The sequence below is a fragment of the Stenotrophomonas sp. 1337 genome, from assembly GCF_031455455.1.
Classification (GTDB): Bacteria; Pseudomonadota; Gammaproteobacteria; order Xanthomonadales; family Xanthomonadaceae; genus Stenotrophomonas; species Stenotrophomonas indicatrix.
The window spans coordinates 73,212-97,276 of sequence record NZ_JAVDSR010000008.1 but is presented as its reverse complement, the minus strand read 5'-3'; the positions used below and the strand labels follow the sequence as shown (position 1 = coordinate 97,276).

The following is a 24,065-nucleotide window of genomic DNA, read 5'->3' as shown; positions in this document are numbered from 1 at the left end:
TCTTCTGAGAGAGGCCGAAAAAAACCGGCCATGAATGCGGATATGTGCGAGCAGGCGAAAAACCGGCCTGCTGAGACAGACGATTGTAGCAACCTGGCGAAAACGCGGTCAAATGCGCACGCGCCAAGCCAGCCCTGATCCAGGGCCGTTACAGGGGAGCCTTCTCCATGCCCCCCGTTCAGGTTGTCGCCCGACCCATCGCTGGGCCGGGGCGGCATCCTACCTCATCGACGGCGAACAGACCAGCGGCCTGGGCCCTCGAATGCAGATCCCGCCGAAGCGGGTCCTGCGTGATACGTGTCCGGCACGGAGCCGGACCATGAAGCAGGGACCGGCCGATGGCCGCCCCCTGCCCGATCGAGGTCCGGCCTGAGCCGGACCGGCCGATCAATCCTCGGCCTGCTCGGCGTCGGTCGACTCCACCACCACTTCCGGTGCTGCCACGGCCACGGCGGCTGCAGCTGCCGGGGTGCCGGCCAGGGTCTGCATTTCCGAGTCCGTCAGCCCGCTCGCATTGCGGCGGCGGTTGGCGTGGTAGGTCAGACCGGTACCGGCCGGAATCAGACGGCCGACGATCACGTTTTCCTTCAGGCCGCGCAGGTTGTCCTTGGTGCCGCGGACGGCAGCCTCGGTCAGCACGCGGGTGGTTTCCTGGAAGGAAGCAGCCGAGATGAACGATTCGGTAGCCAGCGATGCCTTGGTGATGCCCAGCAGGACCGGATCGAAGCGAGCAATCAGCTCGTTGCGGGTGGTCAGGCGTGCATTTTCCTCGATGACGCGCTGGCGCTCGACCTGTTCGCCGTTCAGGAACTTGCTGCTGCCCTGATCGGTGATCTCGACCTTGCGCAGCATCTGGCGGGTGATCACCTCGATGTGCTTGTCGTTGATCTTCACGCCCTGCAGGCGGTACACGTCCTGGATTTCCTTGACCAGGTAGGCGGCCAGCGGCTCGACGCCCAGCAGACGCAGGATGTCCTGCGGGCTCGGCTCGCCGTCGACGATGGTTTCGCCCTTGGTCACGTGCTCACCTTCGAACACGATGACCTGACGGTACTTCGGAATCAGCTCTTCGTGCTCCGAACCATCGGTGTCCTTGATGATCAGGCGCTGCTTGCCCTTGGTGTCCTTGCCGAAGCTGATGATGCCCGAACGCTCGGCCAGCACTGCCGGATCCTTCGGCTTGCGGGCTTCGAACAGATCGGCCACGCGCGGCAGACCACCGGTGATGTCGCGGGTCTTCGACGCTTCCTGCGGGATCTTGGCAACCACGTCACCCACGCCGACGGCAGCGCCGTCCTGCAGGTTGACGATCGAGCGCGGCGGCAGCAGGTACTGCGCCGGCAGGTCGGTGCCCGGAATCGACAGGTCGTTGCCCTTGCCATCGACGATGCGGACGATCGGGCGCAGATCCTTCGCCTGGGCGCCGCGGCGCTTCGGGTCGGTGATTTCGCGCGACGCCAGGCCGGTCAGTTCATCGGTCTTCTCGATGACGGTAATGCCGTCGACGAAGTCGATGAAGCGGATGAAACCGGCCACTTCCGAAACGATCGGATGGTTATGCGGATCCCAGTTGGCCACGGTCTGGCCAGCCTTGACCGCATCACCGTCCTTGGAGGTGATGGTCGCACCGTACGGCAGCTTGTAACGCTCACGCTCACGGCCGTGCGCATCGAGCACCGACATTTCACCCGAGCGCGACACCGCGACCAGCGAGCCGTTGGCATGGGCAACCGACTTGAGGTTGCTGAACTTGACCGAGCCGGTGGTCTTGACGGTGATGTTGTCGACCGCAGCAGCTCGCGATGCCGCACCACCGATGTGGAACGTACGCATCGTCAGCTGGGTACCCGGCTCACCGATGGACTGCGCGGCGATGACGCCGACCGCTTCACCGATGTTGACCAGGTGGCCACGGGCCAGATCGCGGCCGTAGCAGCGAGCGCAGACGCCGAAGGCCGATTCGCAGGAGATCGTCGAGCGGACCTTGATGGTCTGCACGCTGGCCTCTTCAAGCTTGGCGACCCAGGCTTCGTCGAGCAGGGTGTTGCGGGTGACGATCGGATCTTCGTCGTTGCCCGGCAGGAACACGTCCTCGGCAACCACGCGACCCAGCACGCGATCCTTCAACGGCTCGACCACGTCGCCGCCTTCAACGATCGGGGTCATGATCAGGCCTTCGGTGGTACCGCAGTCCACCTCGGTGATCACCACGTCCTGCGCCACGTCGACCAGACGACGGGTCAGGTAACCCGAGTTCGCGGTCTTCAGCGCGGTATCGGCCAGACCCTTACGGGCACCGTGGGTGGAGTTGAAGTACTCCTGCACGTTCAGGCCTTCGCGGAAGTTCGCCTTGATGGGCGTCTCGATGATCGAGCCATCGGGACGGGCCATCAGGCCACGCATGCCGGCCAGCTGACGGATCTGCGCCTGGCTGCCTCGTGCACCGGAGTCGGCCATGATGTACAGGGAGTTCATCGACTTCTGGTCGATGGTCTCGCCCTTGGCATTGATGACCTTCTCGGTACCGATGGTGTCCATCATCGCCTTGGCGATGCGCTCATTGGTGCGCGACCAGATGTCGACCACCTTGTTGTAGCGCTCGCCGGCGGTGACCAGGCCCGACTGGTACTGCTCCTGGATTTCCAGCACTTCGGCTTCGGCCTCGGTGAGGATGCCCTTCTTCTCGTCCGGGATCAGCATGTCGTCGATGCCGATCGAAACGCCGGCGCGGGTCGCGTAGGCGAAGCCGGTGTACATCAGCTTGTCGGCGAACACGACCGTGTCCTTCAGACCCAGCTGGCGGTAGCTGGAGTTGATCAGGCGGCTGATGTTCTTCTTGGTCAGCTCGGTGTTGGCCAGCGCGAACGGCAGGCCTTCCGGCAGGATTTCAGCCAGCAGGGCGCGACCGATGGTGGTATCCACGATCGAGGTCTTGCTCTGCTTGTTGCCTTCCTCGTCGGTCACCACCTCGGTGATGCGGACCTTGACGCGCGCGTGCAGTTCCACCACGCGGTTGTCGTAGGCGCGCTTGACTTCGGCGATGTTGGCGAAGGCCATGCCCTCGCCCTTCTTGTTTTCCAGCGAGCGGGTCATGTAGTACAGACCCAGCACGACGTCCTGCGACGGCACGATGATCGGCTCGCCGTTGGCCGGCGACAGGATGTTGTTGGTGGACATCATCAGCGCACGCGCTTCCAGCTGGGCTTCCAGCGAAAGCGGCACGTGGACGGCCATCTGGTCACCGTCGAAGTCGGCGTTGAACGCGGTGCAGACCAGCGGGTGCAGCTGGATGGCCTTGCCTTCGATCAGGACCGGCTCGAAGGCCTGGATGCCCAGACGGTGCAGGGTCGGCGCACGGTTCAGCATCACCGGATGCTCGCGGATGACCTCTTCCAGGATGTCCCAGACTTCGGCTTCTTCGCGCTCGACCAGCTTCTTGGCGGCCTTGATGGTGGTGGCCAGGCCACGACGCTGCAGCTTGGCGAACACGAACGGCTTGAACAGTTCGAGCGCCATCTTCTTCGGCAGGCCGCACTGGTGCAGGCGCAGGTACGGACCGACCACGATGACCGAACGGCCCGAGTAGTCGACGCGCTTGCCAAGCAGGTTCTGGCGGAAACGACCCTGCTTGCCCTTGATCATGTCGGCCAGCGACTTCAGCGGGCGCTTGTTGGTGCCGGTGATGGCACGGCCGCGACGGCCGTTGTCCAGCAGCGCATCGACCGATTCCTGCAGCATGCGCTTTTCATTGCGCACGATGATGTCCGGCGCGCTCAGTTCGAGCAGGCGGCGCAGGCGGTTGTTGCGGTTGATGACACGGCGGTACAGGTCGTTCAGATCGGAGGTCGCGAAGCGGCCACCATCCAGCGGAACCAGCGGACGCAGGTCCGGCGGCAGCACCGGCAGGACGGTCATGACCATCCACTCCGGACGGTTGCCCGATTCCAGGAAGGCTTCGATCAGCTTGATGCGCTTGGTCAGTCGCTTCAGCTTGGTTTCCGAACCGGTGCTGGCGATCTCTTCGCGCAGGCGGGTCATTTCCGACTGCAGGTCGATGGTGCGCAGCAGTTCGTACACGGCCTCGGCGCCCATGGCAGCGTCGAAGTCGTCGCCATGCTCCTGGCGGGCCTGCAGGTACTGTTCTTCGGTCAGCAGCTGGCGGCGCTCCAGGGCGGTCAGGCCCGGCTCGGTCACCACGTAGGCTTCGAAGTACAGCACGCGCTCGATATCGCGCAGGGTCATGTCCAGCATCAGGCCGATGCGCGACGGCAGCGACTTCAGGAACCAGATGTGCGCGACCGGCGAGGCCAGGTCGATGTGGCCCATGCGCTCGCGACGCACCTTGGCCAGGGTCACTTCGGTGCCGCACTTCTCGCAGACCACGCCGCGGTGCTTCATGCGCTTGTACTTGCCGCACAGGCACTCGTAGTCCTTGACCGGTCCGAAGATGGCGGCGCAGAACAGGCCGTCACGTTCCGGCTTGAAGGTACGGTAGTTGATGGTTTCCGGCTTCTTCACTTCGCCGAAGGACCACGAACGGATCAGGTCCGGCGAAGCCAGCGCGATCTTGATCGCGTCGAAGTCCAGCGTCTGGCGCTGCTGGTTGAAGAGGTTGAGCAGGTCTTTCATGGTGTTCTCCAGAAGGAGGAATGCTGTGTCGATGGGCTTTCAGTTCACTGCCAGCGGCGCGGCGGCGGTGGCCGCCGCGCCGGCATGGATCAGTTGTCTTCCAGTTCCATGTTGATGGCCAGCGAGCGGATTTCCTTCACCAGGACGTTGAAGGATTCCGGCATGCCCGCGACCATCTCGTGCTCACCGTCGACGATGTTCTTGTACATCTGGTTGCGGCCCTGCACGTCATCGGACTTCACCGTCAGCATTTCCTGCAGGGTGTAGGCCGCGCCGTAGGCTTCCAGCGCCCAGACTTCCATTTCACCGAAGCGCTGGCCGCCGAACTGCGCCTTGCCGCCCAGCGGCTGCTGGGTGACGAGCGAGTACGGGCCGGTCGAACGGGCGTGCATCTTGTCGTCGACCAGGTGGTTCAGCTTCAGGTAGTGCATGTAGCCAACGGTGGTGTGGCGATCGAAGGCTTCACCGGTGCGGCCGTCATACAGCTGGGTCTGGCCACTGCTCGGCAGGTCGGCCAGTTCCAGCATGCGCTTGATTTCCGCTTCGGTGGCACCGTCGAACACCGGCGTTGCCATCGGCACGCCGTCGAACAGGTTGCGGGCCAGGCGCAGCAGTTCCTCGTCGCTGAACTGCGACAGGTCGACACGGTTGGCCACGTTGGTGTCATCGTGGTTGTAGATGTCGTCCAGGAACTTGCGCAGGTCGGCGACCGCGGCCTGGGCTTCCAGCATTGCCTGGATCTTGCGACCCAGACCCTTGGCTGCCCAGCCCAGGTGCACTTCCAGGATCTGCCCGATGTTCATACGCGACGGCACGCCCAGCGGGTTCAGCACGATGTCCACGGTTTCGCCCGAGGCCATGTACGGCATGTCCTCGACCGGCACCACGTTGGACACCACACCCTTGTTGCCGTGGCGGCCTGCCATCTTGTCGCCCGGCTGGATGCGGCGCTTCACTGCCAGGAACACCTTGACCATCTTCAGCACGCCCGGGGCGAGGTCGTCGCCAGCGGTGATCTTGCCGCGCTTGTCGGCGAAGCGACGCTCGAATTCCTTCTCGTGCGCCTGGATCTGCTTCTGTGCGCGCTCGATGGCTTCGGCGGCGTCCTCGTCCTTCATGCGCAGCACGAACCAGTCGGCCTTCTTCAGGCCATCCAGGTAGGCGTCGGAGATGACGTCGCCCTTCTTCAGGCCGGCGCCACCGTTGACCACCTTGCCGACGATCTGCGAACGCAGACGGGCATAGATGGCTGCTTCCAGGATGCGGAACTGGTCGTCGAAGTCCTTCTTGACGCGCTTGATTTCAGATTCTTCGATCTGACGGGCGCGCTTGTCCTTCTCGATGCCGTCGCGGGTGAAGACCTGCACGTCGATGACGGTGCCGTCCATGCCCGGGGGCACGCGCAGCGAGCTGTCCTTCACGTCCGAAGCCTTCTCGCCGAAGATCGCGCGCAGCAGCTTCTCTTCCGGGGTCAGCTGGCTTTCGCCCTTCGGGGTGACCTTGCCGACCATGATGTCGCCGGCGCGGACTTCGGCACCGATGTACACCACGCCGCTTTCGTCCAGGCGGTTCAGCGCCTGCTCGGAAACGTTCGGGATGTCGGCCGAGATTTCCTCCGGCCCCAGCTTGGTGTCACGCGCAACGCAGGTCAGCTCTTCGATGTGGATCGTGGTGTAGCGATCCTCTTCCACCACGCGCTCGGAGAGCAGGATGGAGTCTTCGAAGTTGTAGCCGTTCCACGGCATGAAGGCGATCAGCATGTTCTGGCCCAGGGCCAGTTCACCGATGTCGGTGGACGGACCATCGGCCAGCACGTCGCCACGCGCCACCACGTTGCCCACTTCCACCAGCGGACGCTGGTTGATGCAGGTGTTCTGGTTGGAGCGGGTGTACTTGATCAGGTTGTAGATGTCCACGCCGGCGTCGGACGCGTCGGTGATCTCGGCTTCGTTGACCTTGACCACGATGCGGGCGGCGTCGATCTGCACGATCTCACCACCACGACGGGCGTTCACGGTCACGCCCGAGTCACGCGCCACGGCGCGCTCGATGCCGGTACCGACCAGCGGCTTCTGCGCACGCAGGGTCGGCACGGCCTGACGCTGCATGTTGGCGCCCATCAGTGCGCGGTTGGCGTCATCGTGCTCCAGGAACGGAACCAGCGCGGCCGCGATCGACACGGTCTGCATCGGCGAGACGTCCATGAAGTGGACTTCCGCCGGCGGCTTCAGCAGCGATTCGCCCTGGTAACGGCAGGGGACGAACTGCTCGGTCAGCACGCTGTTGGCATCGGTCAGGGCGTTGGCCTGGGCGATGACGTACTCGTTTTCTTCGATGGCCGACAGGAACTCGACTTCGTCGAAGACCTTGCCGTCCACGACCTTGCGGTACGGGGTCTCGAGGAAACCGTACTGGTTGGTGCGGGCGTACACGGCCAGCGAGTTGATCAGGCCGATGTTCGGGCCTTCCGGCGTTTCGATGGTGCAGACGCGGCCGTAATGGGTCGGGTGCACGTCGCGCACTTCGAAGCCGGCGCGCTCACGGGTCAGGCCGCCCGGGCCCAGGGCCGAGACGCGACGCTTGTGCGTGACTTCCGACAGCGGGTTGTTCTGATCCATGAACTGCGACAGCTGCGAGGAGCCGAAGAATTCCTTGATCGCCGCAGCCACCGGCTTGGCGTTGATCAGCTCCTGCGGGGTCAGGCCTTCCGACTCGGCCATCGACAGGCGTTCCTTGACCGCGCGCTCGACGCGGACCAGGCCCACGCGGAACACGTTCTCGGCCATTTCACCGACCGAACGCACGCGACGGTTGCCCAGGTGATCGATGTCATCGACCACGCCGCGACCGTTGCGGATCTCGGTCAGGACCTTGATCACGTCCAGGATGTCCGAGCTGTCGCCGTGGGCGGCAACCAGGCGCTTGGACTCTTCGTCGTTGCGCTCGCCGTAGTACTTGCGGTCGTACAGCACGGCTTCGCCAGTGGTTTCCTTGCGGCCCACGCGACGGTTGAACTTCATGCGGCCGACTGCGGACAGGTCGTAGCGCTCGAAGGTGAAGAACAGGTTGTGGAACAGGTTCTGCGCGGCATCCTTGGTCGGCGGCTCGCCCGGACGCATCATGCGGTAGATCTCGACCAGGGCTTCCAGCTGGGTCTTGGTCGGATCGATGCGCAGGGTGTTGGACAGGTACGGGCCACGATCCAGGTCGTTCACCCACAGGGTGCCCACGGCATCGACGCCGGCCTTGCGGAAGGCCTGCAGCTGTTCGTCGGTGATTTCGTCGTTGGCCTGGGCCAGCAGTTCGCCGGTCGAGGCATCGACCACGTCGTGCGACAGGATGCGGCCGACGATGTAGTCGTCCGGCACGGCCAGGGCGGCGATGCCCGAGGCTTCCAGCTGCTTGATGTGGCGCGCGGTGATGCGCTTGCCGGCTTCCACGATGACCTTGTCGCCGTCGGCGAGGTCGAAGCCCAGGGTTTCGCCGCGCAGGCGCTCGGGCACCAGCTCCAGCTGGACGCCTTCATCCGGGTTGATGTGGAAGGTGTTGATCTCGAAGAACTCGGCCAGCATCTCTTCGTTGCTGTAGCCAAGCGCACGCAGCAGGATCGACACCGGCAGCTTGCGGCGACGGTCGATACGGGTGAACAGCGCGTCCTTCGGGTCGAACTCGAAGTCCAGCCAGGAGCCGCGGTAAGGAATGATGCGGGCGCTGTACAGCAGCTTGCCCGAGCTGTGGGTCTTGCCACGGTCGTGGTCGAAGAACACGCCCGGCGAGCGGTGCAGCTGCGAGACGATGACGCGCTCGGTGCCGTTGACGATGAAGGTGCCGTTGTCGGTCATCAGCGGGATTTCGCCGAGGTAGACCTCCTGCTCCTTCACGTACTTGATGGCCTTGGTCGACGACTCGCGGTCGTAGATCACCAGGCGCACGGTCACGCGCAGCGGCGCACCGTAGCTCATGCCACGCTGACGGCACTCACGCTCGTCGAAGACCGGATCGCCCAGCTTGTAGCCGACGTATTCCAGGGCAGCATTGCCGCTGTAGCTGGCGATCGGGAAGACCGACTTCAGTGCAGCGTGCAGGCCGTGGTCCGTGCGCTTGGCCGGATCGACGTTCTCCTGCAGGAATTCACGGTAGGAATCCACCTGGATGGCGAGCAGGAACGGCACTTCGAGAATCGAACGCTGCTTGCCGAAATCCTTGCGGATACGCTTTTTCTCGGTGAACGAATAGGACGTCATGAGGTCTTCCACCTTGTTGTGCGAGTCGTGCGCCCACGACCCGAAGGGAACTTGAAATTGTCAGTTGGAAGTCGCTGGTATTGCCGGCACCAGCACGCCTTCTCCCGCTACTTCCAACTGCCAACTCGTCTGCATCCACTCCCCCGCCGCCGCGCGTTGCGCTGGCCGGCCAGGGTTTGACCGCAGCCCGTGTTGGGCTTTTTCACCGTATTTCCGTAGAACCGCGCCACGATTGGCCGGGCCTACAACAACGACCAAAGGCCGGGGGCTTACGCCCCCAGCCTTGGCTGCATCGCCGGATTTCGATGGCGACGCAATGGAAGTGCTTACTTGACTTCGACAGTCGCGCCAGCAGCTTCCAGGTCCTTCTTCATCTTCTCGGCTTCGTCCTTCGAAGCGTTGTCCTTCAGGACGCCGCCGGCTTCGGCCAGGTCCTTCGCTTCCTTCAGGCCCAGGCCGGTGATGGCGCGGACGGCCTTGATGACTTCGACCTTCTTGTCGCCAGCGGTCTTCAGGGTGACGACGAATTCGGTCTGCTCTTCAACGACGGCAGCCGGGCCAGCCACAGCAGCGGCGACCGGAGCAGCGGCGGAGACGCCGAACTTCTCTTCGATGGCCTTGACCAGCTCCATCACTTCCATCAGGGACTTCTCGGCGATGGCGTCGACGATCTGTTCGTTGGTAAGGGACATGATAATTACCTTTGGATGTTTTTCTGGATTGAGGTTCCGTCAGGAACCACGATTAGTCGAAACTCAGGCGGTCTCGGCGGCCGGTTCAGCAGCGTCGGCGGCGACGTCGCCACCATTCTGCTTGTCGCCGATTGCCTTGATGGCGCGGGCGAACATCGTGACCGGCTCGGTCAGGACGCGTGCCAGCATTGCCAGGGCCTGGTCGCGGGTCGGCAGCGAGGCCAACACGTCGACATGGCTTGCCGGGAACACTTCACCACCGATTGCGACGACCTTGGCCTTAAGCTTGTCGTTGCCCTTGGCGGCATCCTTGATCAGGCGACCGGCAGCACCGGGCTCCTCGAGCGAGAACGCGTACAGCAGCGGACCAACCATCTGGTCCTGTGCGACTGCGAACTCGGTGCCTTCAACGGCACGCGACGCCAGGGTGTTCTTGACAACTTTCAAGAAAACGCCGGTTTCACGAGCCTGCTTACGCATCGCGGTCATCTGAGCGACCGTGGTGCCAGCGTATTCGGCTGCGATCAAGGAGTGGGCCTTGGCGGCGATGTCTGCCAGCTCCGCGACTACTTCTTGCTTCTGGGACAGATTGAGAGCCATTGCACTCCTCCGATTGAACTCCGCTTACGGCTCCTGCCGTGTGCGGTCCTGTGCGGCATCCGTCCTGGACGCCGGGAACATCGGAATGATGTTCCGGGGGGTGGGCCGTTCTAGACCTGGAGTGGGCCAACCTGGGTAACCCCAGACGTGCGTGAACCAGAAAAACTCCAGAAGGGCACCATCTACGCAGGGTGATTCCTGGGAATCGATTAAGCGTTCGTGACTGCTCCGGCGGCGACTCCCTGCCAAATCGAGCTTCCGTGCCCGTCGCCGGCATGCCACGACCGCACCTGCGGTCTTTGACGGCTACCACCGGCGATGGGTTGCCGGCGATGCCTTCAAATGTCACGGTCGCGGGGCCCGAGGGACCCGCGACCGCTTGAAACGATTACTTCAGGCTCAGCGACGACTGGTCGACGGTGACGCCCGGGCCCATCGTCGAGCTGACCGAAACCTTCTGCAGGTAGGTGCCCTTCGAGGTGGCCGGCTTGGCCTTGATCAGGTCCAGCAGCAGCGCGGTCAGGTTCGACTTCAGCGCGTCTTCGGCGAAGTCGGCCTTGCCGATGGTGCAGTGGATGATGCCGGCCTTGTCGGTGCGGTAACGCACCTGACCCGACTTGGCATTCTTCACAGCCTCACCCGGGTTCGGGGAGACGGTGCCGACCTTCGGGTTCGGCATCAGGCCGCGCGGGCCCAGCACGGTACCCAGCTTACCGACAACGCGCATTGCGTCCGGGGTCGCGATCACGACGTCGTAGTTCAGATCGCCGGCCTGCATCTTCTCGGCCAGGTCGTCCATACCGACGGCTTCGGCGCCAGCAGCCAGGGCTTCATCAGCCTTGGCACCGGCCGGAGCGAAGACAGCGACGCGGACCGACTTGCCGGTACCAGCCGGCAGCACGGTGGAGCCACGGACCTGCTGGTCGGACTTCTTCGCGTCGACGCCCAGGCGCACGGCAACGTCGATCGACTCGACGAACTTGGCCTTGGTGGCGGTCTTCAGGATGTTGATTGCGTCCTCGAAGGCGTATGCCTTGCCCGGAACGATAGCGGCCTTGATGGCCTTCTCACGCTTGGTCTGTGCCATCTTCTTAACCCTCCACCACGAGGCCCATGGAACGGGCAGAGCCAGCGATGGTACGCACGGCGGCGTCCAGGTCGGCGGCAGTCAGATCCGGTTCCTTCGCCTTGGCGATCTCTTCCAGCTGCTTACGGGTGACCTTGCCGACCTTCTCGGTGTTCGGGCGCTTGGAGCCCGACGAGATGCCAGCGGCCTTCTTCAGCAGGGTGGTGGCCGGAGTGCTCTTGGTGATGAAGGTGAACGTACGGTCCGAATAGGCCGTGATGATCACCGGAACCGGCAGACCCGGCTCGAGCTTCTGCGTGGCGGCATTGAAGGCCTTGCAGAATTCCATGATGTTCAGGCCGCGCTGACCCAGCGCAGGACCGACCGGCGGCGAGGGGTTGGCCTGACCGGCCTTCACCTGCAGCTTGATATAACCGACAACTTTCTTTGCCATGTGAGTACTCTCCGGGTGCTAGCGCCTTGCGACAACAGGCTCCCCATCGGACCGGGAATCACGCGTCCCGGCATCGCGTTTTGAAATCATGCCGAAGGCCACCTTTCGGTGGCCTCGTCCCGCCAGCTTCCCAACGGGAGCCGCGCAGCATATCAGGTTTTTTCTTCACATGCCTGAAGCGGCATATGAATGCAGATCAGACGGCCTTTTCGACCTGACCGAACTCAAGCTCGACCGGGGTGGCGCGACCGAAGATCAACACCGAGACGCGCAGACGGCTCTTCTCGTAATTGACCTCTTCGACGACACCATTGAAGTCGTTGAACGGACCCTCGGTGACGCGAACCATCTGGCCCGGCTCGAACAGCACCTTCGGACGCGGCTTCTCGACGCCTTCCTGGACACGGTTCAGGATCGCCTCGGCCTCGGAGTCGGCGATCGGCAGCGGACGATCGGCGGTTCCGCCGATGAAGCCCATGACGCGCGGGGTTTCCTTGACCAGATGCCAGCTTTCGTTGTCGATGCGCGGAATACCGGCTTCTTCGTGGGTCTCGATCTGGACCAGCACGTAACCCGGGAAGAACTTGCGCTCGGAACGGCGCTTCTGGCCGGCGCGCATTTCGATCACTTCCTCGGTCGGAACCAGGACGTCGCCGAAGCGCTCTTCCATGCCGTCACGGACGATGCGATCGCGCAGTGCCTGCGCCACCGACTTCTCGAAGCCCGAATAGGCGTGAACGACGTACCAACGCTTCATGCATTTCTCCTTAGCGGCTCAGGAACCACTGAGTCAGTTTCTGGATGAAGAAGTCGAACCCGCCCAGCAGCAAGCTGAGAATCAGGACGACGACAATCACCACCCAGGTCATGCGAATGGCTTCCTGGCGGGTCGGCCAGACCACTTTACGCAGTTCAAAGCGCGACTCGGAGAGGAATTCGCGGGTGTCGCGCCCCTTGCCGGTCAGCATGAACACGCCGATACCGCCAACCAGGCCGACCACGACCGCCAACGCACGCAGCTGACCCGCCCACGCGCCCAGCTGGGCAGCGCGACCGGAGTCGGCGGAGAACCAGAACCAGACGAACAGACCTGCCAGCACCAGCAACGATGCGAGGACGTACTTGACGATATCCCCGCCTTGCGCGGAGGTGTCCTTGGAATGTTCGATCTTGCTATTCATCAGGCTGTGTCTGCTTTAGCGGCAGGGCCGCTCGGTAAGGTGGGCAGATGGCACGCCAGGAGGGACTCGAACCCCCAACCTGCGGTTTTGGAGACCGCTGCTCTGCCAATTGAGCTACTGGCGTACGTAGAAAACTTGCCTTCCCTTAGACGGCGAAGGCGGACCGAGGTTCCCGGCCCGCCACTCGCCAGACCGGCAGCGCTATGCGACCGCCGGCATGCAGGCTTACTCGAGGATGTTGGCAACCACGCCAGCACCGACGGTACGGCCACCTTCGCGGATGGCGAAGCGCAGGCCGGCGTCCATGGCGACCGGGTTGATCAGGGTGACAACCATCTTCACGTTGTCGCCCGGCATCACCATCTCGACGCCTTCCGGCAGCTCGACCGCACCGGTGATGTCGGTGGTACGGAAGTAGAACTGCGGACGGTAGCCCTTGAAGAACGGGGTGTGACGGCCGCCTTCGTCCTTCGACAGCACGTACACTTCGGCATCGAACTTGGTGTGCGGCTTGATCGAACCCGGCTTGGCCAGAACCTGGCCACGCTCGACGTCGTCACGCTTGGTGCCGCGCAGCAGCAGACCGGCGTTGTCGCCTGCCTGACCCTGGTCCAGCAGCTTGCGGAACATTTCCACGCCGGTCACGGTGGTCTTCTGCACCGGACGGATGCCGACGATTTCGATTTCTTCGCCGACCTTGATCACGCCGCGCTCGATACGACCGGTCACCACGGTGCCGCGGCCCGAGATCGAGAACACGTCTTCGACCGGCATCAGGAACGCCTTGTCGACGTCACGCTCCGGGGTCGGGATCCAGGTGTCCAGCGCCTCGACCAGCTTGATGACGGCCGGCACGCCGATGTCGCTCTGGTCGCCTTCCAGCGCCAGACGGGCCGAACCCGAGATGATCGGGGTGTCGTCGCCCGGGAAGTCGTACTTGCTCAGCAGCTCGCGGACTTCCATTTCGACCAGTTCCAGCAGCTCGGCATCGTCAACCATGTCGGCCTTGTTCAGGAACACGACGATGTACGGCACGCCGACCTGACGCGACAGCAGGATGTGCTCGCGGGTCTGCGGCATCGGGCCGTCAGCGGCCGAGCACACCAGGATCGCGCCGTCCATCTGGGCAGCACCGGTGATCATGTTCTTGACGTAGTCAGCATGGCCCGGGCAATCGACGTGGGCGTAGTGACGAACGGTGGATTCGTATTCGACGTGCGCGGTCGAGATCGTGATGCCACGTGCCTTTTCTTCCGGCGCAGCGTCGATCGCGGAGTAATCCTTGAACTCGCCACCAAAGCGCTCGGCACCGATCTTGGTCAGTGCGGCGGTCAGCGTGGTCTTGCCGTGGTCGACGTGACCGATGGTGCCGACATTGACGTGCGGCTTGGTGCGCTCGAACTTACCCTTGGCCATGGCTGCTTATCTCGAATTCGTCTGGTGTGGTGCTGAAGATGGTGCTCACAAAAGGAATCGAACCTTCGACCTCTTCCTTACCAAGGAAGTGCTCTACCGACTGAGCTATGTGAGCGAGTTTTGCATTATGGCATGAACTCGATAATATTCAAAGTTCATTCAATGGAGCGGGAGACGGGAATCGAACCCGCACCATCAGCTTGGAAGGCTGAGGTTCTACCATTGAACTACTCCCGCACCGGGAATGTGCCACAACGTGAAGCTGGTGGAGGGAGGTGGATTCGAACCACCGAAGGCGTAAGCCAGCAGATTTACAGTCTGCCCCCGTTGGCCGCTTGGGTATCCCTCCTTACCACCCCATGCCGTGCCGCCGAAGCGTTGCGGTGTGTGGTGGTGAGCCCGCAATTCTGGAGATGAAGCAGGGGTCTGTCAACGCTTTTTTTCACTTTTTTTCACGCGCGTCGCAAACCCCTTGATACGCAAGGGTCTGCTCAAGGCAGCGCGATTGGCTCGTCGGCAAAGATGGCCACATGGGCAACGCCATCGGCCCCGATCCAGCCCCGATACATGCCCTGGGTGTTGAACGGCGCTGCCGCTTTTCCATCTGCAGAGAGCACGATCGCCCCGCCGTCGCCGCCCATCTGCGGAATCGCGTCGTTGATCACGCCCTTGCCCGCCTGTTCCGGCGACTGACCGAGGTAGCGCATGCGCGCGCAGATCTCATGGGCTGCCGCGGTACGGATGTAGTACTCGCCCCAACCGGTACCCGACACCGCACAGCGCGCATCGGCCCAGGTGCCGGCACCGATGATCGGCGAATCGCCGACACGTCCATAGCGCTTGTTAGTCATGCCGCCAGTGGAGGTGCCTGCAGCAAGATGCCCCTGTGCATCCAGGGCGACCGCACCGACCGTGCCGAAGTGCTTTGCGGTTTCCAGGTCGGCATGCGCCTGCCCGCTCGCTTCTTCCTTCAATGCACGCTGCAGCTGCTGCCAGCGCTTGTCGGTGCGGAAGTAGGAGGGGTCGACCAGGGTCACGCCCTGCTCGGTGGCGAAGGCTTCGGCGCCCTGCCCCACCATCATCACGTGCCTGGACTTCTGCATCACCGCCTGCGCGAGGAGGATCGGGTTGCGCACGCGCTGCACGCCGGCCACTGCTCCGGCCGCCTGGGTGGCACCGTCCATCACCGCCGCGTCCAGTTCATTGCGGCCTTCGTGGGTGAACACCGCGCCCTTGCCCGCGTTGAAGGTCGGATCATCCTCGAGCACGGTGATGGCCGCGGTCACCGCCGCCAGTGCCGGACGCCCGGCTGCAAGTTCGGCATGGCCCTTCAGCAATGCCGCCTTCAGCGCAGCGCGCGCGGCCTGTTCTTCTGCCGCGGAGAGATCCTTGCGCTCCACCCCGGCACCGCCGTGGATGACCAGCAGCGGTGATGCGGTGGGTGCGGCCTGGGCCAGCAGTGGCAGGGACAACAGCGCGGACAGCGCCAGGCGCAGTTTCATGGAAGCAGATCTCCAGCAGGACAAGGATTGGATTGCACGGTAGCGTCGGGCCATGCCCGGTGGAAGGCACAGCGCGGCGGCATCCGCCGGGCATGGCCCGGCGCTACCGGATCATTGGCGGACGACTTCAATCTCGCCATCGCTGATTTCAGCCAAAGCCTGGTAGGCCGCGTCGGCCTGCAGGTCGTCCAGGCGCATGCGACTGCCGCTGGCAACCACGGTGACCGGCACCGCATGGAAGCGCAGCGGTTCGCCTTCCACCAGCCGGTCGGCATCGCGTCCGGGGCTGACCACCCAGACCTTGCCTTCGCCGTCGGCACTGTAGACCTGGGCCTGGCCGTCAGGCTCCACGCACAGGGCCGTGTCTTCGTCGACGCCGATGCCGACCATGTCCGGGTCACCGCTGTCATGCGCGGCGCGGGCCACGAACACGATCAAGCGGCCGAGACGGTCGCGCTTGTCGAAGTGGGTGTCGGTGACCACCCGCTGCAGGTAGGGCAACTGCAGGAAGCCGCGGTCCAGGGTCACCGCCTCGCCCATCGGGTCGGCCATGGCGCTGGCCGAATCGATGCTGCCGCCATCCAGCGCGCCATAGGCGTAGCCGCCGAGGATGGCCAGCCCGGCGCTGGTGCCGGCAATCGGCTTGCCGGCGCGCACGTGGGCATTCAGCGCGCGATTGAGCGCGGTGCCTTTCCAGTAGCGGATGTAGCGGGACTGATCGCCGCCGGCGATGAAGATCGCATCGGCCGCGGCCACGACCCGCAGCACGGCCGGGTCATCGGCGCCGCGGCGGTTGTCGAACACCAGGGTCTGCACGGCGGTGGTGCCGCCAATCTCCCGGTACAGACGGTCCTGCAGCTCATCGGTGCCGGAGGCGCGCAGGATCAGCACACGGCCATTGCCGGCCTGGCGCAGCCACCACTGGAAGGCTTCAGGCACCCATTCGCCACCGCCCATCAGCATCATCGCGGGGGCTCGCGGGCCAGGCCGCGGTGCATCCAGATCGCCCACTTCGTAGTAGGCGAAGCCCGGGTCCATCAGTTCCTGTGCCGCCGCTGGCGATGACCAGAAGAGCGCGGACAGCAGCAAGGCGATGAGCGGGCCACGCAGCCCGTAGCGAAGGCGTCGCATTTTGATCTCCCTGAACAAAAACGACCTGCAACCGTTTTCACTCTTTGCCAGACATATCCCCAGTAGTCAAGGACATGAAAAAGGCGTTAAATGCGCGCGCCCATTCCTGAAATGTGAATGGGGGACAGGGCCCCTCCTCTGTGGGCCGGCATTACTTCCGAGAATTTCTCATGCGTAGACAGGCGATGGCGTGGTCGATCCAGCTGGCGTTGATGGGCGTTGCTGCTTCGGCGGCGGCACAGACTCCCGCTTCCTCTTCGGTACAACAGCTGGATGCGGTGCAGGTGACCGGCTCACGCATCCCGCGCGCCCAGGTGGAAGGACCGGCGCCGATCACTGTCATCAACGCAGAGCAGATCCGCTCCAGCGGCTTCACCACCGTGCCGGACGTGCTGCGCGCGATGACCCAGAACGGCGGTGAGACGCAGAGCCAGCAGTCCTCCGGAGGGGCCGATTTCTCGCCGGGTGCGCAGCAGGTCGACCTGCGCGGGTTGGGGCCGAACCACACCCTGGTGCTGGTCAACGGCCGTCGCATCGCCGACTTCCCGATGCCGTTCAAGGGCCGCAGCAACTTCACCGATGTGTCCAACATTCCGCTGGGCATGATCGACCGCATTGAAGTGCTGACCGGCAGCGCGTCGGCGATCTACGGCTCGGATGCAATCGCCGGCGTGGTCAATTTCATCCTGAAGAAGAAGGCCGATGGCACCACCATCGACATGCGCATGGGCACCACCACCGAAGGCGGTGGTGAGTCGTTCGACATGAGCCTGTCCAGCGGCTTCAGCAGCGGCAACTTCAACGCGGTGTACAGCGTCGAACTGCAGTCGCAGACGCCGCTGTGGGCCTACGACCGCGACATCCAGGACTCGACGCAGGACGGCCCGACCGAAGGCGCGCGCATCGCCCGTCGTTCCTACCTGCGCACCGATTACAACGATGACTACCTGGACCCGGGCGCGGCGACCTGCGAGGCGTTGGCCGGGCAGAACCAGGGCAGCACCTACCGCGCGTTCCGTCCGCGCTACGGCTACTACTGCGGCAGCGACAGCGCGATCGGCTACGGCACCATCCTCAGCAAGCGCCGCGGCGCCAACGGCTATGCCTCGCTCAGCTACGACTTCGACAACGGCCAGCAGTGGTTCGCCGACGTGCAGCTGGGCTACCACACGATGTCGCTGATGCGCGATGTCACCAAGTGGGGCCGCATGGCCGCCGACGGCGATGAGTCGGGCTACTTCAACAATGAAGCCACCGGCGAGATCGAGTTCTGGCAGCGCCAGTTCTCGCCCGAGGAAATGGGCGGGCTGGACAATGCGATGGTGCGCAGCACGCAGAAGACCTTCAGCGTGACCACCGGCTTCAAGGGCAACCTGACCGGCAACTGGGACTACGAAGCAGCACTGAGCCATTCGCAGTACCAGTCGCGGATCAGCTGGGCGCAGATCATCGCGTCCAAGGCCAACGACCTGTTCCTGGGCCCGCAGCTGGGCGAGGACGAGGACGGCTTCCCGATCTACAACGCCGATCCGTCGCGCCTGTACCGGCCGCTGACCCGTGCCGAGTACGATTCGATCGCCGCACGCACCACCTATACGCCGAAGTCGCGCACCGAGACGGCTGCGTTGACCCTGACCAATGGGTCGCTGTTCACCCTGCCCGGCGGCGATGCCGGCTTTGCCGCGACGGTGGAAGTGGGCCAGCAGGCCTACGCGCTCAACCCGGACCCGCTGGCGACCGGCTATTACTACTACAGCTGGAAGGATTCGGACGGCAAGGGCTCGCGCAACCGCTGGGCGACTGCCGCCGAGCTGCGCATGCCGCTGCATGAGACGGTCAACCTGAGCGTGGCCGGCCGTTACGACCAGTATCGCTATTCGGGCCACACCATCGGCAAGGCGACCTGGAGCGGCGGCCTGGAATGGCGCCCGATCGACACGCTGCTGGTGCGCGGCTCGTACGGCACCGCGTTCCGTGCGCCGGACCTGCACTATGTGTTCGCCGGCCCGGGCAACGACGAGACCAGCGCGGAAGATCTGTACAACTGCCGCGCCGACGCCGCCGATGATTGCGCCGATTACGAGCGCAACGTGATCCGCAGCCGCAGTGGCAACCGCGAGCTGGAACCGGAAACCAGCACCTCCTGGAGCGCGGGCTTCGTGTGGTCGCCGGCCACCGGCCTGGACCTGTCGGCCGACTGGTTCAACATCGACATGCGCGACCAGGTGCAGGACATGGACGTGCGTACGATCCTGGCCAGCGAAGCGAACTGCCGGCTGGGCAGCGCCGACATCGGCTCGCCGACCTGCGTGGATGCCCTGGCCCGCATCACCCGCACCGCCGACGGCCGTCTGTACGGTGTGCACGTCAATCCGATCAACGTGGCGCGCGAGTCCACCTCCGGCATCGACGTCGGCCTGCGCTACCGCCTGCAGACCGGCATCGGCGACTTCATCTTCAATGGCACCCACACCTGGGTGAAGAAGCATGATTTCCAGCGCTATGCCGGTGATGTGACCGAAGACCAGTTCGCGATCAACAGCGGCTTCGATATTCCCCGCACCAAGACCAGCGTCAGCGTGACCTGGGAAAAGGACGCCTGGTCGGCCACCGTGTACGGCTCGCGCCTGGGCAAGCTGCCGACCTCGGACAGCTACGACCAGGTGTTCGACGAGGAAAGCGGCGACAGCCCGTGGATCAAGGCGACCTACCGCTACAACGCTTCGCTGCAGTACCGCTTCGACGATCACTCGCGGTTGTCGCTGTCGGTGGTCAATGTGTTCAACAAGATGCCGCCGAAGGACAAGACCTATACGGCGTACCCGTACTACGACGTGTCCTGGTTCGACAGCGTCGGCCGAACCATCAACCTGCAGTACACCCACAAGTTCGGCGGCAGCGCGCTGTAAGGACGCCCTGCTGGTGGCTCGCCACAGACCCCCGCTTCGGCGGGGGTCTTTTTTTGACCGCCTGCCGCTGCCCCAGCCTGAACGGTTCCCCGCCGGCGGCGGCCCCCACGGCGTGCGCGCCGCTTTTTAGGACATGGCTGATTCCGGGCGGGTGACCGTCCTCCCTAGGATCGGTGCATGTTCCGATTCCCTCGCCCTTCCCTGCCCCTGGTCGCACCGCCGACCACCGCTTCGGTGCTGCTGCGCTGGCTGACGGTGTGCGTGTTCCTGTGCCTGGCTGCCGCCACCGGCTTCTACCTGCTGACCGCGTTGACCGAAGATATCTCCAGCCACCGCCGCGACATGAATGCCGCCGCGTACAGGGCGCAGATCTACTTCGACCAGCGTGAGGCCCTGCTGCGCTATCTGGGCGATTCGGTGGTGGTGGGTGATCCGTCGGCGCCGTCCAGCGAGGGCGTACGCCAGCTGCCGTTGGACGGGCCGGGTGGAAAGCCGGGCCAGCGCCTGCTGCTGTCGCCGCGCGCAGAACACACGCTGCAGACCCTGCAGACCCATCTGCTGCTGGTCGACGCGCAGGGAACGCATTGGCTGGCCGGCGGCCAGGCCGACGTGGACATCGCCGGCCTGCCCACGCTGCACGTACTGCGGCAGCGCAGCGGCACGCTTGCCGGTACCGACCCGGTGTACTGGCTGCGCGCGGGCGACGCCGGGGTCGCTCTGGCACAACCGGTACAGGCCGGACCGCAACCGGGCCAGTGGTTGATGCTGCTGCTGGACAGTGCGGCCGCCTCGGACATGATCGATGGCCAGGGCATCGGCGGCTACGCCCTGCTGGACCGCGACGGGCAGCCCGCCCTGTCGAGCCTGGCTCCGCGCCTGGACAGCGCAGGCTGGAAAGCACTGCAGCAGCGCCAGGACGACAGTTTCGGCGTGCTCTGGAGCACAGGCCTGCCACGCGGCGTGGCCTTGGTGAAGGGCGTAGGCAATGACGGCTGGCGGCTGGTCTATCACCTGCCTCCACGCCTGCTGCTCGGCGACATGGCGACCTCGCTGCTGATCAGCAGTGCGTTGCTGCTGCTGGCGGGCATCGCGCTGCGCCTGCTGCGGCATCGCGTCGACCGCCAGTTGATCCAGCCGGCCCTGCTGCAGCACCGGCGCCTGCTGGAAAGCCTGGATTTCAGTTCCACGGTGATCGACCTGGCGCCGGTCGGCATCTGTGTCCTGCGCCGCAGCGACCGCCAGCTGCTGCTGTCCAACCAGCTGCTGCGCGACTGGCTGGGCGAGGAAGGCACGGACAGCGATTGGCAGGCACCGTGGCGCGGGCATGCCGGCGAACGCGGTCGCGGGCTGGAGTTCACCGCACGCGACGGTCGCCAGCTGCAGGTGCTGCATGCGGCCTGCCGTTACCAGGATGACGACGTGCTGCTGTGCGTGTTCCATGACATCTCACGCCATCGCCAGGCGCAGGCGGCGCTGTCCTCGGCGCGGCAGGCAGCCGACGCCGCCAACCAGGCCAAGAGCGCGTTCCTGGCGACCATGAGCCATGAGATCCGCACGCCGCTGTACGGGGTGCTTGGCACGCTGGAGCTGCTCGGCCGCACGCCCCTGGATGCGCGCCAGTCGCAGTACCTGCGCACCATCGAGAGTTCCTCGTCGGTGCTGCTGCAACTGATCAGCGACGTGCTGGATGTGTCCAAGATCGAGTCGGGCCAGCTGAGCCTGGAGCCGGCATCGTTCTCGCCGCGCGAGCTGACCGAGAGCGTGCTGCGCAGCTTCGCCGCTGCGGCGACGCGCAAGGGCCTGCAGGTACTGGTCTGCACCGATCCCCGGTTGCCGACACGGGTGCTCGGTGATGCCGACCGGATCCGCCAGGTGCTCGGCAACCTGCTCAGCAATGCCATCAAGTTCACCGAGCATGGCCGGGTGGTGCTGCGCGTACGACTGGTGCAGCGCGAAGGCGAGTCGAGCGTGCTGGCCTGGCAGGTCACCGATACCGGCGTGGGCATCGCCACCGAGGAACAGGCACGCCTGTTCGAGCCCTTCCGTCAGGTCCGTGGCGCTGCCAGTGCGCAGGGCACCGGGCTGGGCCTGTCGATCAGCGACCGCCTGGTGCGCTTGATGAGTGGCGAACTGCGCGTGGTCAGCGAGCCGGGACTGGGCAGCAGTTTCACCGTGCGCCTGCCCTTGCCGGTGCTGGCGGCGACCGAGGATGGCCCCGCGTTGCTGGCCGAACCGCCGGTCTACGTGCGCGGCCGCGATCGCGAGCTGGTCGACAGTGCCTGTGGCTGGCTGCGCCGCTGGGGTGCCAATGCGCAGCCGCTGCAGGGCGATCCTGCCCTGCTCGACCACGCCGGCGCGATCCTGATGGATGGCGAGGCGGAACAGCCGTTGGCCTGGCAGGGACCGCGGGTGTTGGCCTCGATCGATGGTGGCGACCAACCGGCGCCTGCCGCCGATGGCGCGCTGCTGGTCACCCTGCATGGCATGTCCTCGATCGCCTTGGCGGTGGCACGCCAGCAGCGCCAATGCGCAACGCTGCCGACCGCAGCGCGCGATGTGCAGCCAGGTCCGCTGGGACTGCGGGTGCTGGCCGTGGAAGACAATCCCATCAACCGGGTGATCCTGGCCGAACAGCTGCAGGCCCTGGGCTGCGAGGTGGAGCTTGCGCAGGATGGTGTCGAGGCGTTGCAGCTGTGCCAGGCCCATGACTTCGACCTGGTGGTCACCGACATCAACATGCCGCGCATGGACGGCCACACCCTGGCGCGCCGGCTGCGGGCGGAGGGCGTTCTGCTGCCGGTGATCGGCGCCACCGCCAACGCTACCGCCGAGGAGCGCGAGCGCTGCCTGGCCAGTGGCATGCAGGGCTATCTGAGCAAACCCATCGACATCGCACGCCTGCGTCAGGCGCTTTCCGCCGTTCGCCAAGGAGATCCTGCATGACCCGCCGTGTCCTGATCCTGGAAGACCAGCCGTTCCAACGCGGCTATCTCGTCAATCTGTTCAGCGCGCGTGCCGGCGTGCAGGTCGACGCCTGCGAAGACGTCGATGCGGCTATCGCCCTGTGTGCCTGCCAGGCCTATGACCTGGTGGTGAGCGATCTGTTGATGCCCGGCCAGGATGGCATCCAGTTCATCCAGGCACTGGCCGCGCAGCCGCGTCCGCCTCGGCTTGCCGTGGTCAGCGCAGCCTCGCGGCGGATGATGAGTTCGGCACGGTTGATGGCTGAATCACTGGGCCTGGACGTGGTCGGCCTGTTGGCCAAGCCGGTCGCCGCCAGCGATGTCGATGCGCTGCTCGATGCACTGGCGCAGACCCGGCCAGCCGTACGCACCAGCCCGGCTGCACTGACTCCCGAGCCGGACGCGGTGCAGCTGCGGCAGGCGCTGGCCGACGGCAGCCTGACTGCCTGGTTCCAGCCGAAGAAATCGTTGCAGTCCGGGCGCGTGGTTGCCGCCGAAGCACTGGTGCGCTGGCGCCATCCGCAGCTCGGAACACTGGCGCCTGGAAGCTTCCTGCCGGCACTGTGCCGCCATGGCCTGGAGGGCGAACTGCTGCGCGCGATGCTCACCGCCAGCATCCAGGCGCAGGCGCGCTGGCGCTCCCAGGGATTCCGCGTGCCGGTATCGATCAACCTGCCGCCGCATCTGCTGGAGCAGTCCGATCTACCCGATGAGCTGCTGGCATTGACCCTGGCCGCCGGCGGCAACCCGGCTGACCTGTGCTTCGAACTGATGGAGAACAGCACCACCCGCCACGTGAGCGACTTCTATGCAGGCGCGTGCCGGTTGCGGATGAAGGGGTTCGGCCTGGCCCAGGACGACTTCGGCCAAGGCCTGAGCTCGGTGCACAACCTGGTCAACACCCCCTTCACCGAGGTCAAGATCGATCGGGCGCTGGTCAGCGGCTGCGCGCGCGATCCCGCCCTGCACCTGACCTTGACCACCGTGATCGCGCTGGCCAACCAGCTCGGCCTGACCATCGTTGCCGAGGGCGTGGAGAGCGATGCCGATCTGGCCGCGCTGCGCCAGCTCGGCTGCAACCAGGTGCAGGGCTTCCTGATTTCGCAGGCGCTGCCCTCGGACGACTTCACCCGACTGCTGGACGAAGATGCTCCGGATGAGGGCGCGCGCGGCAGCCGTGCAGCATCGCGCTGACAGTCGAGGCTGAAAGGCTTCACAATCCCATCAAGAGTCATTGACGATCCTCTCTGCGCGGCGGTACCGGCCGTGCCCCGGGCC

General features: G+C 64.8%; 14 protein-coding genes and 4 tRNA genes. 3 read left to right on the top strand and 15 right to left on the bottom strand.

Going from position 1 to position 24,065, the window contains the following annotated elements; translation table 11 throughout:
* Positions 1-387 precede the first annotated feature (387 nt).
* The 15 genes from rpoC to J2X70_RS12665 all read right to left on the bottom strand — a co-directional run bounded on the left by rpoC (position 388) and on the right by J2X70_RS12665 (position 16,915).
* Positions 388-4,629 carry a DNA-directed RNA polymerase subunit beta' gene (gene rpoC, locus J2X70_RS12735; RefSeq protein ID WP_025879345.1) on the bottom strand — a complete coding sequence of 1,414 codons (4,242 nt, stop codon included), beginning with the start codon at positions 4,627-4,629 and terminating at the stop codon, positions 388-390.
* 89 nt (positions 4,630-4,718) lie between these two features.
* Complete coding sequence (rpoB, locus tag J2X70_RS12730) at positions 4,719-8,873, bottom strand: DNA-directed RNA polymerase subunit beta (protein ID WP_025879346.1); 4,155 nt, start codon at positions 8,871-8,873, stop codon at positions 4,719-4,721.
* Positions 8,874-9,199: 326 nt separating this feature from the next.
* Positions 9,200-9,565: a 50S ribosomal protein L7/L12 gene (gene rplL, locus J2X70_RS12725; RefSeq protein ID WP_025879347.1), complete on the bottom strand. Its 366-nt coding sequence runs from the start codon at positions 9,563-9,565 to the stop codon at positions 9,200-9,202.
* A 63-nt stretch (positions 9,566-9,628) separates the two neighbouring features.
* Positions 9,629-10,165 carry a 50S ribosomal protein L10 gene (gene rplJ / locus J2X70_RS12720; protein ID WP_025879348.1) on the bottom strand — a complete coding sequence of 179 codons (537 nt, stop codon included), beginning with the start codon at positions 10,163-10,165 and terminating at the stop codon, positions 9,629-9,631.
* Positions 10,166-10,553: 388 nt separating this feature from the next.
* Positions 10,554-11,252 (bottom strand): 50S ribosomal protein L1, encoded by a 699-nt coding sequence (gene rplA / locus J2X70_RS12715; protein WP_025879349.1) that lies wholly within the window; start codon positions 11,250-11,252, stop codon positions 10,554-10,556.
* A 4-nt stretch (positions 11,253-11,256) separates the two neighbouring features.
* Entirely contained in the window at positions 11,257-11,685 is a 429-nt protein-coding gene (rplK, locus tag J2X70_RS12710) for a 50S ribosomal protein L11 (RefSeq protein WP_004145248.1), read from the bottom strand.
* Positions 11,686-11,881: 196 nt separating this feature from the next.
* Positions 11,882-12,442: a transcription termination/antitermination protein NusG gene (gene nusG / locus J2X70_RS12705; protein ID WP_025879350.1), complete on the bottom strand. Its 561-nt coding sequence runs from the start codon at positions 12,440-12,442 to the stop codon at positions 11,882-11,884.
* Positions 12,443-12,452: 10 nt separating this feature from the next.
* Positions 12,453-12,866 (bottom strand): preprotein translocase subunit SecE, encoded by a 414-nt coding sequence (gene secE / locus J2X70_RS12700; RefSeq protein ID WP_025879351.1) that lies wholly within the window; start codon positions 12,864-12,866, stop codon positions 12,453-12,455.
* Positions 12,867-12,914: 48 nt separating this feature from the next.
* A tRNA-Trp gene (locus J2X70_RS12695) sits at positions 12,915-12,990 on the bottom strand.
* Positions 12,991-13,091: 101 nt separating this feature from the next.
* On the bottom strand, positions 13,092-14,282 hold the full coding sequence (gene tuf / locus J2X70_RS12690) for an elongation factor Tu (RefSeq protein ID WP_032977440.1): 1,191 nt from the start codon (positions 14,280-14,282) through the stop codon (positions 13,092-13,094).
* Positions 14,283-14,321: 39 nt separating this feature from the next.
* Positions 14,322-14,397 (bottom strand) — tRNA-Thr (locus tag J2X70_RS12685).
* Between the two features lie 48 nt (positions 14,398-14,445).
* Positions 14,446-14,519, bottom strand: a tRNA-Gly gene (locus J2X70_RS12680).
* Positions 14,520-14,545: 26 nt separating this feature from the next.
* Positions 14,546-14,631: transfer RNA gene (locus J2X70_RS12675), tRNA-Tyr, on the bottom strand.
* A gap of 142 nt (positions 14,632-14,773) precedes the next feature.
* A complete protein-coding gene (locus J2X70_RS12670) occupies positions 14,774-15,784 on the bottom strand; it encodes an isoaspartyl peptidase/L-asparaginase (RefSeq protein ID WP_309910613.1) in 1,011 nt (336 codons plus the stop codon).
* Positions 15,785-15,895: 111 nt separating this feature from the next.
* The gene (locus J2X70_RS12665; RefSeq protein ID WP_248152411.1) at positions 15,896-16,915 is read right to left on the bottom strand and encodes a cyanophycinase; all 1,020 of its coding nucleotides are present in this window, start codon (positions 16,913-16,915) and stop codon (positions 15,896-15,898) included.
* Positions 16,916-17,085: 170 nt separating this feature from the next.
* On the opposite strand from J2X70_RS12665, the gene J2X70_RS12660 reads away from it, so the two are divergent.
* From J2X70_RS12660 to J2X70_RS12650, 3 genes are all read left to right on the top strand, one after another.
* Entirely contained in the window at positions 17,086-19,824 is a 2,739-nt protein-coding gene (locus tag J2X70_RS12660) for a TonB-dependent receptor (protein WP_309910609.1), read from the top strand.
* 177 nt (positions 19,825-20,001) lie between these two features.
* Positions 20,002-22,767, top strand: coding sequence for a response regulator (locus J2X70_RS12655; protein ID WP_025879155.1), 2,766 nt, complete (start codon positions 20,002-20,004; stop codon positions 22,765-22,767).
* On the top strand, positions 22,764-23,981 hold the full coding sequence (locus tag J2X70_RS12650; protein WP_025879154.1) for an EAL domain-containing response regulator: 1,218 nt from the start codon (positions 22,764-22,766) through the stop codon (positions 23,979-23,981). Before J2X70_RS12655 ends, J2X70_RS12650 begins: the two co-directional genes overlap by 4 nt.
* Positions 23,982-24,065: the final 84 nt, after the last annotated feature.

Excerpts from the sequence above, each read along its gene's own strand:
- rpoC (WP_025879345.1), bottom strand. The coding sequence starts at position 4,629 with ATGAAAGACCTGCTCAACCTCTTCAACCAGCAGCGCCAGACGCTGGAC.
- rpoB (WP_025879346.1), bottom strand. The coding sequence starts at position 8,873 with ATGACGTCCTATTCGTTCACCGAGAAAAAGCGTATCCGCAAGGATTTC.
- rplL (WP_025879347.1), bottom strand. The coding sequence starts at position 9,565 with ATGTCCCTTACCAACGAACAGATCGTCGACGCCATCGCCGAGAAGTCC.
- rplJ (WP_025879348.1), bottom strand. The coding sequence starts at position 10,165 with ATGGCTCTCAATCTGTCCCAGAAGCAAGAAGTAGTCGCGGAGCTGGCA.
- rplA (WP_025879349.1), bottom strand. The coding sequence starts at position 11,252 with ATGGCACAGACCAAGCGTGAGAAGGCCATCAAGGCCGCTATCGTTCCG.
- rplK (WP_004145248.1), bottom strand. The coding sequence starts at position 11,685 with ATGGCAAAGAAAGTTGTCGGTTATATCAAGCTGCAGGTGAAGGCCGGT.
- nusG (WP_025879350.1), bottom strand. The coding sequence starts at position 12,442 with ATGAAGCGTTGGTACGTCGTTCACGCCTATTCGGGCTTCGAGAAGTCG.
- secE (WP_025879351.1), bottom strand. The coding sequence starts at position 12,866 with ATGAATAGCAAGATCGAACATTCCAAGGACACCTCCGCGCAAGGCGGG.
- tuf (WP_032977440.1), bottom strand. The coding sequence starts at position 14,282 with ATGGCCAAGGGTAAGTTCGAGCGCACCAAGCCGCACGTCAATGTCGGC.
- J2X70_RS12670 (WP_309910613.1), bottom strand. The coding sequence starts at position 15,784 with ATGAAACTGCGCCTGGCGCTGTCCGCGCTGTTGTCCCTGCCACTGCTG.
- J2X70_RS12665 (WP_248152411.1), bottom strand. The coding sequence starts at position 16,915 with ATGCGACGCCTTCGCTACGGGCTGCGTGGCCCGCTCATCGCCTTGCTG.
- J2X70_RS12660 (WP_309910609.1), top strand. The coding sequence starts at position 17,086 with ATGCGTAGACAGGCGATGGCGTGGTCGATCCAGCTGGCGTTGATGGGC.
- J2X70_RS12655 (WP_025879155.1), top strand. The coding sequence starts at position 20,002 with ATGTTCCGATTCCCTCGCCCTTCCCTGCCCCTGGTCGCACCGCCGACC.
- J2X70_RS12650 (WP_025879154.1), top strand. The coding sequence starts at position 22,764 with ATGACCCGCCGTGTCCTGATCCTGGAAGACCAGCCGTTCCAACGCGGC.